General features: G+C 37.9%; 12 protein-coding genes and 4 tRNA genes. 10 read left to right on the forward strand and 6 right to left on the reverse strand.

The annotated features are described in order from the left end of the window. Positions 1–145 precede the first annotated feature (145 nt). The 4 genes from M1F05_RS05095 to M1F05_RS05110 all read left to right on the forward strand — a co-directional run bounded on the left by M1F05_RS05095 (position 146) and on the right by M1F05_RS05110 (position 907). Positions 146–221, forward strand: a tRNA-Lys gene (locus M1F05_RS05095). Between the two features lie 84 nt (positions 222–305). Next, positions 306–381 (forward strand) — tRNA-Lys (locus tag M1F05_RS05100). A 187-nt stretch (positions 382–568) separates the two neighbouring features. Next, positions 569–644 (forward strand) — tRNA-Lys (locus M1F05_RS05105). A gap of 187 nt (positions 645–831) precedes the next feature. After that, positions 832–907: transfer RNA gene (locus tag M1F05_RS05110), tRNA-Lys, on the forward strand. 678 nt (positions 908–1,585) lie between these two features. Here the strand turns inward: M1F05_RS05110 and M1F05_RS05115 are convergent. Then, on the reverse strand, positions 1,586–2,533 hold the full coding sequence (locus tag M1F05_RS05115) for an aminoglycoside 6-adenylyltransferase (RefSeq protein ID WP_241016870.1): 948 nt from the start codon (positions 2,531–2,533) through the stop codon (positions 1,586–1,588). Positions 2,534–2,809: 276 nt separating this feature from the next. Between M1F05_RS05115 and M1F05_RS05120 the strand changes: the two genes are divergently transcribed. The 5 genes from M1F05_RS05120 to M1F05_RS05140 all read left to right on the forward strand — a co-directional run bounded on the left by M1F05_RS05120 (position 2,810) and on the right by M1F05_RS05140 (position 8,436). Beyond that, positions 2,810–3,655 carry a hypothetical protein gene (locus M1F05_RS05120; RefSeq protein WP_206085312.1) on the forward strand — a complete coding sequence of 282 codons (846 nt, stop codon included), beginning with the start codon at positions 2,810–2,812 and terminating at the stop codon, positions 3,653–3,655. 336 nt (positions 3,656–3,991) lie between these two features. After that, positions 3,992–5,032, forward strand: a complete 1,041-nt coding sequence (nadA, locus tag M1F05_RS05125) for a quinolinate synthase NadA (protein ID WP_206085313.1) — start codon at positions 3,992–3,994, stop codon at positions 5,030–5,032. 64 nt (positions 5,033–5,096) lie between these two features. Next, positions 5,097–5,819: a nicotinamide riboside transporter PnuC gene (gene pnuC, locus M1F05_RS05130; RefSeq protein ID WP_206085314.1), complete on the forward strand. Its 723-nt coding sequence runs from the start codon at positions 5,097–5,099 to the stop codon at positions 5,817–5,819. Between the two features lie 352 nt (positions 5,820–6,171). Continuing rightward, positions 6,172–7,227, forward strand: coding sequence for a 3-deoxy-7-phosphoheptulonate synthase AroG (aroG, locus tag M1F05_RS05135; RefSeq protein WP_206085315.1), 1,056 nt, complete (start codon positions 6,172–6,174; stop codon positions 7,225–7,227). Between the two features lie 216 nt (positions 7,228–7,443). Then, positions 7,444–8,436, forward strand: a complete 993-nt coding sequence (locus M1F05_RS05140; RefSeq protein ID WP_206085316.1) for a hypothetical protein — start codon at positions 7,444–7,446, stop codon at positions 8,434–8,436. A 44-nt stretch (positions 8,437–8,480) separates the two neighbouring features. Here the strand turns inward: M1F05_RS05140 and M1F05_RS05145 are convergent, their stop codons facing one another. The 4 genes from M1F05_RS05145 to modE form a co-directional block, all read right to left on the reverse strand. Continuing rightward, positions 8,481–9,227: a hypothetical protein gene (locus tag M1F05_RS05145; protein WP_206085317.1), complete on the reverse strand. Its 747-nt coding sequence runs from the start codon at positions 9,225–9,227 to the stop codon at positions 8,481–8,483. Between the two features lie 161 nt (positions 9,228–9,388). Next, positions 9,389–10,141, reverse strand: a complete 753-nt coding sequence (gene gpmA / locus M1F05_RS05150; RefSeq protein ID WP_206085318.1) for a 2,3-diphosphoglycerate-dependent phosphoglycerate mutase — start codon at positions 10,139–10,141, stop codon at positions 9,389–9,391. Between the two features lie 319 nt (positions 10,142–10,460). Beyond that, positions 10,461–11,939, reverse strand: a complete 1,479-nt coding sequence (modF, locus tag M1F05_RS05155) for a molybdate ABC transporter ATP-binding protein ModF (RefSeq protein WP_206085319.1) — start codon at positions 11,937–11,939, stop codon at positions 10,461–10,463. Positions 11,940–12,079: 140 nt separating this feature from the next. Then, on the reverse strand, positions 12,080–12,868 hold the full coding sequence (gene modE / locus M1F05_RS05160) for a molybdenum-dependent transcriptional regulator (protein WP_206085320.1): 789 nt from the start codon (positions 12,866–12,868) through the stop codon (positions 12,080–12,082). A 231-nt stretch (positions 12,869–13,099) separates the two neighbouring features. On the opposite strand from modE, the gene M1F05_RS05165 reads away from it, so the two are divergent. Continuing rightward, positions 13,100–13,249 (forward strand): AcrZ family multidrug efflux pump-associated protein, encoded by a 150-nt coding sequence (locus M1F05_RS05165; RefSeq protein WP_206085321.1) that lies wholly within the window; start codon positions 13,100–13,102, stop codon positions 13,247–13,249. Positions 13,250–13,314: 65 nt separating this feature from the next. On the opposite strand, the gene M1F05_RS05170 is transcribed toward M1F05_RS05165, so the two are convergent. Further along, positions 13,315–14,385 carry an ElaD/SseL family deubiquitinase gene (locus M1F05_RS05170; RefSeq protein ID WP_206085322.1) on the reverse strand — a complete coding sequence of 357 codons (1,071 nt, stop codon included), beginning with the start codon at positions 14,383–14,385 and terminating at the stop codon, positions 13,315–13,317. Between the last annotated feature and the right edge of the window lie 203 nt (positions 14,386–14,588).

Below are 14,588 nucleotides of genomic sequence, written 5' to 3' on the forward strand. Positions count from 1 at the left end.
AACCGAAAATCTCGCAAAACAGTAAGAAATTTAGTTTTAGGTGAACCGTTAGCTCAGTCGGTAGATTGATTGAGTTTTACAAAATGGTCACAGGTTCAACCCGTAGGGTAAGAAACGGTGACTAGTTAGAAAAGATTTACAAGATGGGTCGTTAGCTCAGTCGGTAGAGCAGTTGACTTTTAATCAATTGGTCGCAGGTTCGAATCCTGCACGACCCACCATCTAAAGCAGTAAGCAGTTTAAAACTTAAAGCTGTTCAGATGGGTAGTTAGGTCAGTCAGTAGATTGATTTGGTTTTACAAGATGGGTCGTTAGCTCAGTCGGTAGAGCAGTTGACTTTTAATCAATTGGTCGCAGGTTCGAATCCTGCACGACCCACCATCTAAAGCAGTAAACAGTTTAAAACTTAAAGCTGTTCAGATGGGTAGTTAGGTCAGTCAGTAGATTGATTTGGTTTTACAAGATGGGTCGTTAGCTCAGTCGGTAGATTGATTGAGTTTTACAAGATGGTCGCAGGTTCAACCCGTAGGGTAAGAAACAGTGGCTAGTTAGAAAAGATTTACAAGATGGGTCGTTAGCTCAGTCGGTAGAGCAGTTGACTTTTAATCAATTGGTCGCAGGTTCGAATCCTGCACGACCCACCATCTAAAGCAGTAAGCAGTTTAAAACTTAAAGCTATTCAGATGGGTTGTTAGGTCAGTCAGTAGATTGATTTGGTTTTACAAGATGGATCGTTAGCTCAGTCGGTAGATTGATTGAGTTTTACAAGATGGTCGCAGGTTCAACCCGTAGGGTAAGAAACGGTGACTAGTTAGAAAAGATTTACAAGATGGGTCGTTAGCTCAGTCGGTAGAGCAGTTGACTTTTAATCAATTGGTCGCAGGTTCGAATCCTGCACGACCCACCATCTCAAGTCACACATCACAGTATCCATCACACACTCAAGTCAATATTCAATCGGTTTCCATACCTCGACAAGCTGGTTGCAGGTTCAGGCCGAAGGCTAAATCCGAAGGATTTAAATCCTGCACGACCCACCATCTCAAGTCACACATCACAGTATCCATCACGCATTCAAGTCAATATTCAATCGGTTTCCATACCTAGACAAGCTGGTTGCAGGTTCAGGCCGAAGGCTAAATCCGAAGGATTTAAATCCTGCACGACCCACCATCTCAAGCCACACATCACAGTATCCATCACACATTCAAGTCAATATTCAATCGGTTTCCATACCTCGACAAGCTGGTTGCAGGTTCAGGCCGAAGGCTAAATCCGAAGGATTTAAATCCTGCACGACCCACCATCTCAAGCCACACATCGCAGTATCCATCACGCATTCAAGTCAATATTCAATCGGTTTCCATACCTCGACAAGCTGGTTGCAGGTTCAGGCCGAAGGCTAAATCCGAAGGATTTAAATCCTGCACGACCCACCATCTCAAGTCACACATCACAGTATCCATCACACATTCAAGTCAATATTCAATCGGTTTCCATACCTCGACAAGCTGGTTGCAGGTTCAGAAAATACTGACCTAATCAAAAACACCGCATTCCCTTGCAGTGCCTTATTTAAAAATGACTACTTTTCTGGTAACAATCCGTTGTCCAATAAAAAACCAATCACTAACTCTTGCATTTTTTCAGCCATATCACGCATATCGTCATAACTCTGTAATTTCGCGAGACTTACACTAACTTCAGCAAAACAGCGCATTAAACACTGTAATGATAACGCCGCTTTCTCTGCTGTACCGCAATTAAAAATGATTTCTAGCGCTTGAATATATTTTAATGGCATCCATTCATGGTACTTACGGCCCTTATACCAAACATGCTCACCTTGGATAGAAACCAGATGCTCAATCAGCGTCAGAAAATACTGCTTCATATCTGCGCTTCGTGACCACGCGACCCATAACTCATCACGTGTTAATGCAATCGCCACTTGGTGGGCTTCATGCCAAAAATCGGTAACAATCTCAGCAAATTCACAGGCGCTCAAGGGGGCGGGTATTAAAGAGGTTGGATTGGCATTTTCAGGTAGACTATCAGTGATCCCCGTTTTATCTAATAAAACAGCAAAGCCCCGTGAAAATGTGGCATCTAACCCCTCACGCTTCATTTTTTCTAGGCGTTCAGGCTCTGAGAAAGTAAAATCCACTTTTCGGCCTTCTTCATAGATGACTAAGCAGGTTGGCCAATCAGGGGCATCATCTTCCAAGTTAAGTAAATGAAGTGCAGCGAGTGGTTTGCCAAAGTTATCAATCCAATGCTTTTGTTGAAAGAGTTCTGTCACGCCATGGCCGATTAATTCGATATCAATATCGGAATAACTGTCGATATCTTGCTCCCGACCTCGCGAACCTGTTAATACCACGGATTCAATTCTCGGGTCGAGTAGTGAAATAGAAATTATTTTATTTATTAACGATGCAGGTGATTCCATAACTGGCCTATTCAATATAACAGGATGCGCTAAGATACCGATAAAGGGACAGAAAAGCGAAGGATCAAATGTAAAAAGCATGAAAAGTGCACCTAAATGACAAAATTTCTTTACAAGTGAGTGAAAAGCGTCGGAACTTAGTGATGTTAGCAACTAATAGTACATTATGTTAAAAATCGGTAACCAAGGAAAAATAGAACAGTGATGGAAAATTTAATGTAATTTCCATTTTTATGAATGTATCTTGAGTTATTATGCTTATATTTTGAAATTATTATTTTTTCTTTTTTATATTAAAATAAAATTTGTATTTTATTTCTTATGAAATTATTATTCATTTTTTTAAAGGAAATTAAAATGGAAGGGAATAAATTGGAAGGGAATAAATATTTTTTAGATTTAAAGGAAAATTACCAGTACATAAATGAAAAAATTAGAAGGCTTTATTTAGAGGTGGATTCATTAACTGAAGAAATATTAATAATTGAATCTAAGTATCAGAAGATATTTGATGACAATAGTTATCAAAACAAAACACAACTAACCGATGTGGAATATATTCAGCCTAAAAACTATATAAAAAGAATTAAAGATTATATTAATACCGTTAAGGGGGTGCTAGATAAATACCAGAAACTACAAGATAAACTGATGTTTTACATTGAAAACCCATCAGAGATAAAAAATATTACACCCAATATCGCAGAGGATTATACTAATTTAGCAAATAGTATACGTAATTATCCATTCATTGGTTCTCAATTTAATAGGTTGTTATTCAAATTTGATTATAATATTAGCCAGTTAGTTATAGATGCTAAAGAATATACATTAACTTTTCACTCTTCTGTTGCTGATTTAAGGTATGCAGCACATGATGTATCTTATGCAATAGATTATTTACAACATGATGATGCATTAGACATGGGTGATGATATTAATAATCCTGAAAATGATAACGTTGACACTGTTACAGATAATAAACAAAAAGCTGATATATTGAGTGATAAGTTAATGCAAAATGATATGAATAAAAAAGAAGGAGTCAGTAATCAAGATAATATAAAACTGGAACGGCGTAGTGATGATGGTCATTTAGCAGAGAGTATGGTAGGTTTTTTACGTGGGCAGCCCTCGTCCTTTCAGGCAGTAAGCTATTTTGATGTTATAACATCAATTTTACCGCCGATGCCAATATATTAATATTCTATCTGCCTATACTAGAAGTAGGCAGATAGCCATTGTTTATTCGATGCACCTACAACGTTAACTTGTTCTATTTTGTATGTACAGATGCTCCGTTCATTAAACAGCTAGCTATCAATCAATCAAAGAGTGGTCATCTTTCGTTTTTATGTATAAAAATCCGTTAAGAAAAATGGATAACGGTGAAAAATGATGCTCAATAAGTAAAATGAGTGGAGACATCTTGAACGAAGTGGAGTATCTTGTTTAGTATATAAAACAAAATTGCTTTATTTTTCGGTTTTAAACTTAATTAAAGTCATAAAATCGATTTATGCTAAACAGGGGCAAGAAATGAGCGTGTTTATCGATTTTGAACAGTCAGTTTACCCATTCCCACCGAAACCTGCGATATTAAGCTCGGATGAAAAAGCGTTTTATCGTGAGCAGATCAAATCATTGCTGATTGAAAAAAATGCCGTTATCGTTGCACACTACTATACCGATCCTGAAATTCAAGCACTAGCAGAAGAGACTGGTGGGTGCGTCGCAGACTCGTTAGAAATGGCACGTTTCGGCGCTAAACATTCTGCATCAACATTGCTGGTTGCTGGCGTAAAATTTATGGGTGAAACCGCCAAAATACTCAGCCCAGAAAAAAACGTTTTGATGCCAACATTGGACGCTCAATGCTCCCTTGATCTTGGTTGTCCAGAAGACGAATTTATTCGCTTTTGTGATGCTCATCCAGATAGAACAGTGGTGGTATATGCCAATACGTCAGCTGCGGTAAAAGCCCGTGCAGATTGGGTTGTGACCTCCAGTATTGCCGTTGAGTTAATAGAGCACCTTGATAGCTTAGGTGAAAAAATTATTTGGGCACCCGATCGCCATCTTGGGCGCTATGTACAGCAGCAAACTGGCGCAGATATTCTGTGCTGGGAAGGCGCATGTATTGTACATGATGAATTTAAAACACAGTCCTTGGAAAAAATGAAGGCGCTTTATCCTGAAGCTGCTGTGTTGGTTCACCCTGAATCTCCTCAAGCCATTGTTGATCTTGCCGATGCAGTAGGCTCCACAAGTCAATTAATTAAAGCAGCACAAGATTTACCTAATCCATCCATGATTGTGGCAACGGATAAAGGGATTTTTTATAAAATGCAGCAGGCTTGCCCTGAAAAAGCCCTATATATTGCGCCAACCGCAGGAGAGGGGGCAACATGTCGAACATGTGCTCATTGTCCTTGGATGGCGATGAATGGCTTAAAAGCGATTGCAGAGGCATTAGAAGGGAATTCACAGAGTCATCAAATACATGTTAGTGATGATTTACGTAAAAAAGCGTTATTACCGCTGAATAAAATGTTAAATTTTGCACAGAGTCTAAAATAACCCGCATAATTTAAATGCAATACTGAGCAATATAATATTGACTAACCTTTAAAAGGATTTCGGGATGGATTTTTTTAGTACAGCCAATACGTTAGTACAAATTCCTCTATGGGGTTCCGTGTATGATTTATCGTATATTGAAGCCGTCGGGACAATAGCAGGCTTGCTTTGCATCTTATTGGCAAGTTTAGAGAAAACGATTAATTACCTGTTTGGTTTAATTAACGTTTCTCTATTTGCTGTCATTTTCTTTCAGATTCAATTGTATGCGAATTTACTTTTACAGATATTTTTCTTTGTCGCTAATATTTATGGTTGGTATGCATGGAGCCGTGTGAATAGCTCTCAACAAGCGGAATTAAAGATCCGCTGGTTAAGCCTACCAAAAGCCTCTGTCACCCTAGTGCTTTCGGTATTAGCAATTCTCTATCTGACTTTTAATATTGATGTGGTATTTGGTGTGCTTGCGACTTGGGCGGTTGAGATCTTGAATATGCTTGGTGCCAATTTGGCGATGCCAACCATAGAGCCTGATGCATTTCCGTTCTGGGATTCGACAATGACCATTCTTTCTGTGGTGGCGATGATCTTAATGACGCGTAAGTACGTTGAAAACTGGTTATTATGGGTGATCATTAATGTGATAAGCATTGTGATTTTCTTTATCCAAGGGGTATACGCGATGTCGTTGGAATACCTTATTTTGCTGGGTATAGCCTTAAATGGCTCCCGACTTTGGATAAAATCAGCAAAAGATAATGGTTCATCGCCTTTATCTCGTCCATAACCTGAAAAAAAACAGAAAACGGCTAAAGTAATATCCTCGTTATTTAGCCGTTTTACTTATTTTTAACGCTGTAAAATGCGAATTGATCCTACTTATTGTGCTAAATATTCATATTTCTCCTCATTTTATAATCAGCCGTAGATAAATCCCTTGTTTCTGTATGCGCTAAGCTGTTTACAGATGTTCGCTGAACGGTTAGATTAAAAATTCGATGCCGATTATCTTTTAAGTTATCAATTCATCTTTTAAGTGCAGTGAGCGAGCTCATAGGTCTATTTTGTGCTCTAGCTTGGGATAAATTAGGTATGCAAATCAACAACAGTAAAAAATAATAAACATTGGATATACAGGTATGAACTATCAGAACGATGACGTCAGAATTAAACAAATAAAAGAATTATTACCCCCTATTGCTCTGCTTGAAAAATTTCCAGCAACCGATAAAGCTGCGTTTACCGTTCATGAAGCACGCCTTGCTATTCATAATATCCTAGAAGGGGATGATGACCGCTTAGTTGTTATTATTGGCCCTTGCTCAATTCATGACACAAAAGCTGCACTAGAATATGCTGAGCGCTTAAAAAAACTACGTGATGAGTTAAAAGACTCCTTAGAAATCGTTATGCGTGTTTATTTTGAAAAACCGCGTACCACAGTTGGTTGGAAAGGGCTAATCAATGATCCACATATGGATCGTAGTTTTGATATTAATGAAGGCTTGCGCATCGCACGTGAGTTATTATTAACAATTAATAGTCAAGGCTTGCCGACGGCAGGAGAATTTTTAGATATGATAACTCCGCAGTACGTGGCAGATTTGATGAGTTGGGGGGCAATCGGAGCAAGAACAACAGAATCACAGGTTCATCGTGAGCTTGCTTCTGGATTATCCTGTCCTGTGGGCTTCAAAAATGGAACTGACGGCACGATTAAAATTGCGATTGACGCCATCAACTCAGCACGTTCAGCACATAGTTTTTTGTCCGTCACTAAATGGGGACATTCGGCTATTGTTAATACCAGTGGGAATCCAGATTGCCATATCATTTTACGTGGTGGAAAAGAACCAAACTATAGTGCGGAGCATGTCAAAGCGGTTAAAGAAAGTTTAGTTAAGGCTGAACTTGCTCCAAACATTATGATTGACTTTAGTCACGCCAATAGCTGCAAGAAATTTGAAAAGCAGATGGAAGTTGCTGTTGATGTTTGTGAACAGATTCGTGGCGGCACGTACACAATCAGCGGTGTCATGATTGAAAGTAATTTAGTTGAAGGTAATCAAGATTTAGAATCTGGCGAGCCTTTAGTTTACGGACAAAGTGTGACAGATGCGTGTATTGGTTGGGATGATACAGAAAAAGTATTACGCCAGTTATCAGAAGCTGTGATAGCGCGTCGAAATAAATAAGTTATTCAATAAGATTAAATAAAAAACCTATTCATATTATTGGAATAGGTTTTTTATTATTTATTTATAAAACCTCTTAGTTTACTTAATTATCATTATCATCATTTTTTTGTTTTTATATTATACTAAAACTAAATTTGTCATTCTTAGTTTTATGGCGTATTTTTAATTTTCCGCTAGATGGCTTTTAAAATATAAATTTAAAAGGAATTTAAAATGATATATAATGAATGTAGTAATGCTAGTTATGAAACAAATACAATGAGAGTAGCAACCGATCTGCATGTAGAAGTGGTTGAGTTAATTGATGAGTATAATAAATATAAAAAAGAAATTATTTTAAATAATAAGAAGCTTCGAGATTTATTAGATGAAAAACCTGATGATGATGTTAAGTTTGAAGATATTATCCGTATGTTAAGGTTTCAATATGAATTTACTTCTTATTTACCAAAGATGGAAGAACAAATTAAAGAGTTAGGTATGTTATTAGTTAAGATTGAAGCATATCAGAAATCACCTGACGATATTAAAATATCTGAACTTATCTCAGATAAAAAAAGGATATTAATAAACATGCTAACATTAATACCGGAAATTAGTCTGGATGATATTGCTAATCGTAATGGAAGAGAAAATGAGTTTCAGTCAATATTTCAAGATCTCAATGAGAGTAGCTATAAATTAAATAATAAAATAAATAATAAAATAAATGATAAAATAAATGATAAAATGAATCAAATGATAAACTCCATTGATAACTTATTTTGTAAAAATTGCCTTTATGAAAACAATATAAGCTATGATAATTATACTCTAGAGTCCAACGGAAAGAAAGTGTATATGAAATATCCTGATGGTAAAATTGTTAATCTTAATTTTAATATTGATTTTGAATATAAAAAATCAATGGAAGATGAAGTTAGAGATAAATTTAGTGATATAAATGCTGAGATTGAAGGCTATAAAGTTTCTTATGAACAAGCAAACATTAACTTACAAGATAAAAATGTAAATATTTTAAATGTATTTAAATTTACAACAAATGATGTTGTAAATGTATTTAAACTTACAACAAATGATGTTACAGAACAATTAACGCTCTCTCTTGCAGGGTTTAAGGTTCTAGATGCTCATGCTATTAATGATGCTGCAATAAAAGTAGAGCCCATTAAACCATTTATACCAATGGTGCCACAAGTAAATTAAGTCAATCATGGTCGGCTTGTTTGCTGACCATGATTTGTTGTTTTTTATTGATTTTTTGGGAGCTTTTCGAGAAATGCTTTTAAATTAGCTTGTTCTTCAGGTGTAGCATTTGCTGGTGTCGCAGTTAATTGCAATGGCTCCTCTGAGGTTTGAACATCAAAGAACACTTTCCCTTTCTCACCTTTCACATAAGTAACGTTTTTTAGTGGAATGCGATAACAATGCGCAAAAATATTTGGGCGAATATAAAACTGCGCGTCTTTAATAGCTAAATAGAGGTTATCACTTGCTTTTTTACCAAAGTAACCAAGAAAAATGGTCAGAACAAATAAAAACATCCCCAAACTTTGGCTCAATAAAATAAAGGCAATGCTGATGATCCCAAGGGAAATCACAACAATGCGGTTATTACGTTTATTAAATTCAACCTTCTCGGTAAAACCGACATTAAGGCTGGTATCAAATGGCTCTAATTGACGATAACGCCAGCGTGTGGCAGAAAAAATCATTCCCATGGCAAAAACAATGGTGATTGGCATTAAGGCTACACTACTAATGATAGCGAGAACAATTGATAATTTGGGCTTATAAGCCATCACCATCATGCTAACAATTTGGATTGGAAAGCTGACGCAAGCAATGATCATTAAGGTTTTCATCAGTTCATGATTGGCGGCACCATTTGAACCATCAATAACCAGTTCACCTGCATTGATCATATACAGAAGTGAACCTAAAATACTGGCGCTGAGCACCAGGCCAACCCAAACATAGATATTAAATTTATTCATTTCGTTGTTTTATCAACCTTTCAAAAAATTTTCCCTATGATAGTCGGTTATTTGAATTTCTGACACCTTGAGTTGGTAATTTTTGTAGGAAGGAGAACAAAGGATAATAAAAAAGGGCTAAGCTTGCGCTTAACCCTTTCTCGGTAATATAAAGTGAATACTTACTTCGCTTTACCTTGGTTCGCTACCGCAGCTTGTTTTGCTGCGATTTCGTCTTGGTTACCTAAGTAGTAACGTTTGATTGGTTTCATGTTTTCATCGAACTCATAAACCATAGGTACCGCAGTTGGGATGTTAAGGTTCAGAATTTCATCTTCACCCATGTTATCCAAGTATTTCACCAGTGCACGCAGTGAGTTACCGTGTGCAGCAATAATGACTTTCTCACCGCTTGCAACGCGTGGCTTAATTACTTCTTCCCAATAAGGAACAACACGGTCGATAGTGGTTGCTAAGCTTTCAGTCACAGGTAATTCGCTTTCTGATAGTTTTGCATAACGTGGGTCGTGACCTGGGTAACGCTCATCATCTTTAGTCAGATCTGGTGGAGTGATGGCGAAGCCACGGCGCCACAGTTTAACTTGCTCGTCACCGTATTTTGCCGCTGTTTCTGATTTGTCTAAACCTTGCAGGGCACCGTAGTGGCGCTCATTCAGTTTCCAGCTTTTTTCAACTGGCAGCCATTGTTGCTCAACTTGATCAAGAATGTTCCACAGAGTATGGATAGCGCGTTTCAGCACAGAAGTGTAAGCAAAATCAAAGACAAAGCCTTCATCTTTCAATAATTGGCCCGCAACTTTTGCTTCTTCGCGGCCTTTATCAGATAACTCAACATCCGTCCAACCTGTGAAGCGGTTTTCTTTGTTCCACTCACTTTCACCGTGTCTTACTAAAACCAGTTTAGTTACAGCCATAGCTAAAACTCCTATCAGTACATTCTAATTAGAAATGAATTGTTGCTGACCTACATTATAGGGATAGTCAACTTGAACGCCAGTAGCAACTTGTTTTTTATCCCTATCAATGTGAAAAACAAATACGACACTAATAGTGATATTTGTTTTCTTGGTTAATTAATTTGTCGATACAGTAAATTTAACTCTAATTGAATCGATACAGCAAGCGATAAAATCACTGTTTACATATTCTTATGATGGATATCAAGCAAAGCATCTTGCGACTTTATGAAAAGCTATCAGCAACTTGGTTTATTTGCCAAATTACTGACACTTTTTAGCTGCGGATAACCTCTTCAATATCGTAGCGATATTTCCCACTCTCAGGAACGAAGGTTAACCGATGAGTTATACAGTCTGGCGCATCTTCCTGATGGTGGGTAACAAATAGCAATTGGGTATTACCTTGCTTGAGCATCACATCAATAAAGCGCAAAACGAGTAATCTATTCAGTCCATCAAGCCCTTGCAATGGTTCGTCTAGAATGAGCATCGCTGGATGTTTGACAAGTGCTCGCGCGATTAAAACTAACCGTTGTTGGCCCCATGAAAGGCTATGGAAAGGTTGTTGCGCGGTTTGAGACGGAAACCCTAACAACGCTAACCATTCATACGCTAATTGTATCTGGCGATCCGATGGTGTTTGGTATAAACCGATGGAATCATGGAAACCAGAAATAATCACATTGAGCACACTAGTCGCGACGCGATACTCTTGGTGAATACTGTTACTCACATAACCGATGTGGCGCTTAATGTCCCAAATAGTTTCTCCGCTGCCGCGGCGGCGGCCAAATAAAGTTAAATCATTGCTATAGCCTTGTGGATGATCTCCTGTGATTAAGCTTAATAAGGTGGATTTCCCCGCGCCATTTTCACCAATAATTTGCCAGTGTTCACCAGGGTTAACATGCCAAGTTAATCCATGCAAAATGGGCTTGTCGTTATAACTGATGACACCATTATTTAAAATGATACGAGGGGTTGTATCATCCAGCTTTTCGTCGTTGGTTGGGTCTTCTGTATCTGGAATGGACAGCTGCTTAATTTTTTCACTGTGCTGTAACTGGCTGATTAGGGTGTTAGCAAGTACTGACTCTCTATCACCAGACATCGTTAATTTACAACCCGCTACTACGCCCATATTTTCAATATAATCTGGAAGTTCATCAAAGCGGTTTAATACTAAAACTAACGTTAGGCCTTTTTCAGACAAACTGTAGAGTAGTTCGCTCAAGTTGCTACGCGAATAGACGTCTAAACCATCAAAGGGCTCATCTAAAATCAGTAGGTCAGGATTACCCATTAATGTTTGGCATAACAGAACCTTACGTGTTTCCCCTGTAGAAAGATATTTAAAACGACGAGAAAGTAAGTCACGGATGCCGAATCGTGCGGCGAGTTCTAAGCAATATTCATTGTCTTTATGGTTAAATTGAATGATTTCAGCAGCGGTATAACCAGTATCTTCCTCGTCATCACTGAGCAGGTCGGTATTATTACGTTGCCACTCTTCACTAATGATTTTTTGTAGCTGTTCAAACGAAAGGCGGACAGGGGCGTTAAAGGTATTTTTGACAACACCAGAAAGTGGTTTGAGCTCGTTGGAAAGAACGCGAGCCAGTGATGATTTACCACTGCCGTTAGAACCAATAAATGCCCAGCTTTCACCTTTGTTAATATTGAGTTGTGGAATATCAAGCGTTTGTGTTTCACTGAGCTTAAAGCTGCTATGTTGTATTGTTATTGCGCTCATCAAGCTTCCTTATCATGAATATTTACCTTGTTATCTAACAGGAATAATCAGGATTGAGGATAAAGTCAACAATTGAGCGAGGAGGGCGAGAGAAAAAGGTGAATGCTTACTTACTTTTTCAAGCAAGTAAGCTGATTTATTTAGCAAAGGGTAGCGACAATCACTTGGTCTGCATTGAAAAGTGCAGTGATCGTATCGTTAACTTGCAAAGATAGAGCATCAACATCACTATTTGGCAGGGTTGAACAGAGTGTTTCACCGCCTGTTAGTGTGACGATCACTTCGCTATTATCTTTACCACGTTCTAGTGTAGTGATTTTGCCTTCAAGACGGTTATCGAACTCGGTTTGGTTTGGTTGTTTGCTGAGCTTAACCCAAGGCGCTTTAATTAATGCGAGCACTTCTTTGCCTTCGACTAACCCTAAACGGTTAGCACTTTGCTCAGTCAGTGCGGCATTGATCACTGTACTGTTATCCGCTAAACGGATTTGAACGTGTTGTTGGACATGTGTATGGTCGCGAGCAATCAATGTACCAAAAAACTGGTTACGTGCACTCGTTTGCAGTGAAAAGCGCGAAATTGCCGCAAGTAGGCTATCAAGGGGTAAATTATCTTCCTTGAGAACATCAAAGGCTTTCTGTTGAATTTGTGCTAATAAATCATATAGCTGGAGCAGTCTTTCGCCGTAATGTGTTAATGTGGTGCCACCACCGCCTTTTCCGCCAGTTGCGCGATCAACCAGAATATCATCGGTGAGTTGGTTCATCTCATTGATGGCATCCCAAGCACTTTTATAACTAATACCTGCAAGTTTAGCGCCTTGGCTGATAGAACCGGTCGCTTTAATTTGTTTGAGTAGTGCGATACGGCGTGGATCAGCAAATAAGCTGCCCTGCAACTTAAGTGTGAGTAAGATTTCTGCCTGCATATTTTTCTCCCTTCCAGCTAGGTTGGTGGTGACAGAGTTAAAAAGCACGTTTAGTATGTCGTTAGTATAATATTTTGTCTAAAATAGTCTGCATTATAACGTGATTATGCGTTATTATTTTGATTTGATTTATAATCATTGTATTTATAATAGATGTATTGAGAGTCGAATTTTCCCTCGTCAGCGTATCTTGTAGGCTGGTGGGTACAGTATCACTGAAGAGGCTTTTTTATGTTAGAACTCATTAAAAGTTTAGGTTTTGCTCTGATGATGGTTCCAGTTGTGATGTTTTTAATCATGGGCTTGATTTATGGCTTAGGCGCATTCTTTAACTTACTGTCTAAAGCTCATGTTCCGCATCATAACACTGAGAATAAGTAACCCTTAGCGATTACCGCTCGTACTGATCATAGACCCCCTGATTGCGAATGCAATCAGGGGGTTTTTCATGTTGAAGAGAAATCTCTTAATGATAGGTATTTATTATCGTAGTAATTTGAAAATAACTGTCGACGGCGGTGAAGGTTAAATTGTTCTTGTTCTTCTTCTGTTCTCATCAAAAAATTATTGTGAAACTTTTGTAGTGTAGCGACAGGGTCGTTTTGATTATTATCTACAAATTGTTTAATAGCTTCGATAACAAAAAGCCCACAACCGTTTGGGACATGCTTTTGAAGATTTCCTTCAATAAATACGACGTCAGGATTGTTTACTCCCATTAATTCAGCAGAATTGATGAGTTGATTACGAACATCCAAGCTGAGGGGATGGAAGGAGTTAAAGACCAAAGCTTTCATTTCATCGGTTGATGAATCTTTATAAATCATCAACAAAATCCAATGCTCATGTGTGTTTACGGGGATTAATTCATATTGATTAAATGTCTCATTTATTATTTTTTCTGCGATGATGTCGTTCAATTGATTTGTATTGCTTTGTTGTGGATCGGGAGCATAAAGGCCTAGAGCATGGTTGATAGTGATGTCTTCTGATAAGACATTAATCCCCTTAATTGCGGAGTCGATTTCATCCGATTGTGTCATCCGGTTATGACTCCATGGGTTTAATTCCTCTAACGGTTTAGAGAAGGTTTCTTCAGGTAAACACGCTTTAAGCAAATTCACAGTGTCTCGCTTAGATGCCTGATTTTCTATTGTTGAACCAATGATATACAGTAACTTAGATGGTTTAATGAAAGCGTCTTTATGATGTGTTGATTGATATAAGACTTTACTCGTTTCTTGTATTTCTTTATCGATACCTTGCTTTCCAGATCGTTTCCCGCTAAATAAATCAAACAGGATATTCTCTGCTTTTCTTCCCTCTATATCTTGTCGAAGAGCGATATTGTGTAGTAAATCAATGCTATTCAAGTTTCCATCACTCGCAGAACTAGCCAAAAACTCTAAGGTTTCAGGGACAATTTCTTTTGCAAATAGCCCATGGAATTGCTCAATAGTTAATCCACCCATATAGTGAGTTTGAGATGGAGAAAGAGTTGTCGGTTGAATGGCCATGGTCTCTCCGTTGTTTTTATCTACTTGCAAATATTTGACGAAAAATTCACATGTGTACGATTTGTGCCGATAAAGTTACAAGGGAAATAAGTTGTAAACTATACAAAAACGATTTTTTCAAAAACTAAAAATGGTGGGGACTGATTTATTATTTATGGATAACATGCAGTAAAGTTGCATCATTTCTTGAGCCAGCACACTTT

The organism is Providencia sp. PROV252 (assembly GCF_033676005.1).
Lineage (GTDB): Bacteria > Pseudomonadota > Gammaproteobacteria > Enterobacterales > Enterobacteriaceae > Providencia > Providencia vermicola.

Bases quoted from the DNA above. Each gene is read 5' to 3' on its own strand.
- M1F05_RS05115 (WP_241016870.1), bottom strand. From the start codon at position 2,533: ATGCTTTTTACATTTGATCCTTCGCTTTTCTGTCCCTTTATCGGTATC.
- M1F05_RS05120 (WP_206085312.1), top strand. From the start codon at position 2,810: ATGGAAGGGAATAAATTGGAAGGGAATAAATATTTTTTAGATTTAAAG.
- nadA (WP_206085313.1), top strand. From the start codon at position 3,992: ATGAGCGTGTTTATCGATTTTGAACAGTCAGTTTACCCATTCCCACCG.
- pnuC (WP_206085314.1), top strand. From the start codon at position 5,097: ATGGATTTTTTTAGTACAGCCAATACGTTAGTACAAATTCCTCTATGG.
- aroG (WP_206085315.1), top strand. From the start codon at position 6,172: ATGAACTATCAGAACGATGACGTCAGAATTAAACAAATAAAAGAATTA.
- M1F05_RS05140 (WP_206085316.1), top strand. From the start codon at position 7,444: ATGATATATAATGAATGTAGTAATGCTAGTTATGAAACAAATACAATG.
- M1F05_RS05145 (WP_206085317.1), bottom strand. From the start codon at position 9,227: ATGAATAAATTTAATATCTATGTTTGGGTTGGCCTGGTGCTCAGCGCC.
- gpmA (WP_206085318.1), bottom strand. From the start codon at position 10,141: ATGGCTGTAACTAAACTGGTTTTAGTAAGACACGGTGAAAGTGAGTGG.
- modF (WP_206085319.1), bottom strand. From the start codon at position 11,939: ATGAGCGCAATAACAATACAACATAGCAGCTTTAAGCTCAGTGAAACA.
- modE (WP_206085320.1), bottom strand. From the start codon at position 12,868: ATGCAGGCAGAAATCTTACTCACACTTAAGTTGCAGGGCAGCTTATTT.
- M1F05_RS05165 (WP_206085321.1), top strand. From the start codon at position 13,100: ATGTTAGAACTCATTAAAAGTTTAGGTTTTGCTCTGATGATGGTTCCA.
- M1F05_RS05170 (WP_206085322.1), bottom strand. From the start codon at position 14,385: ATGGCCATTCAACCGACAACTCTTTCTCCATCTCAAACTCACTATATG.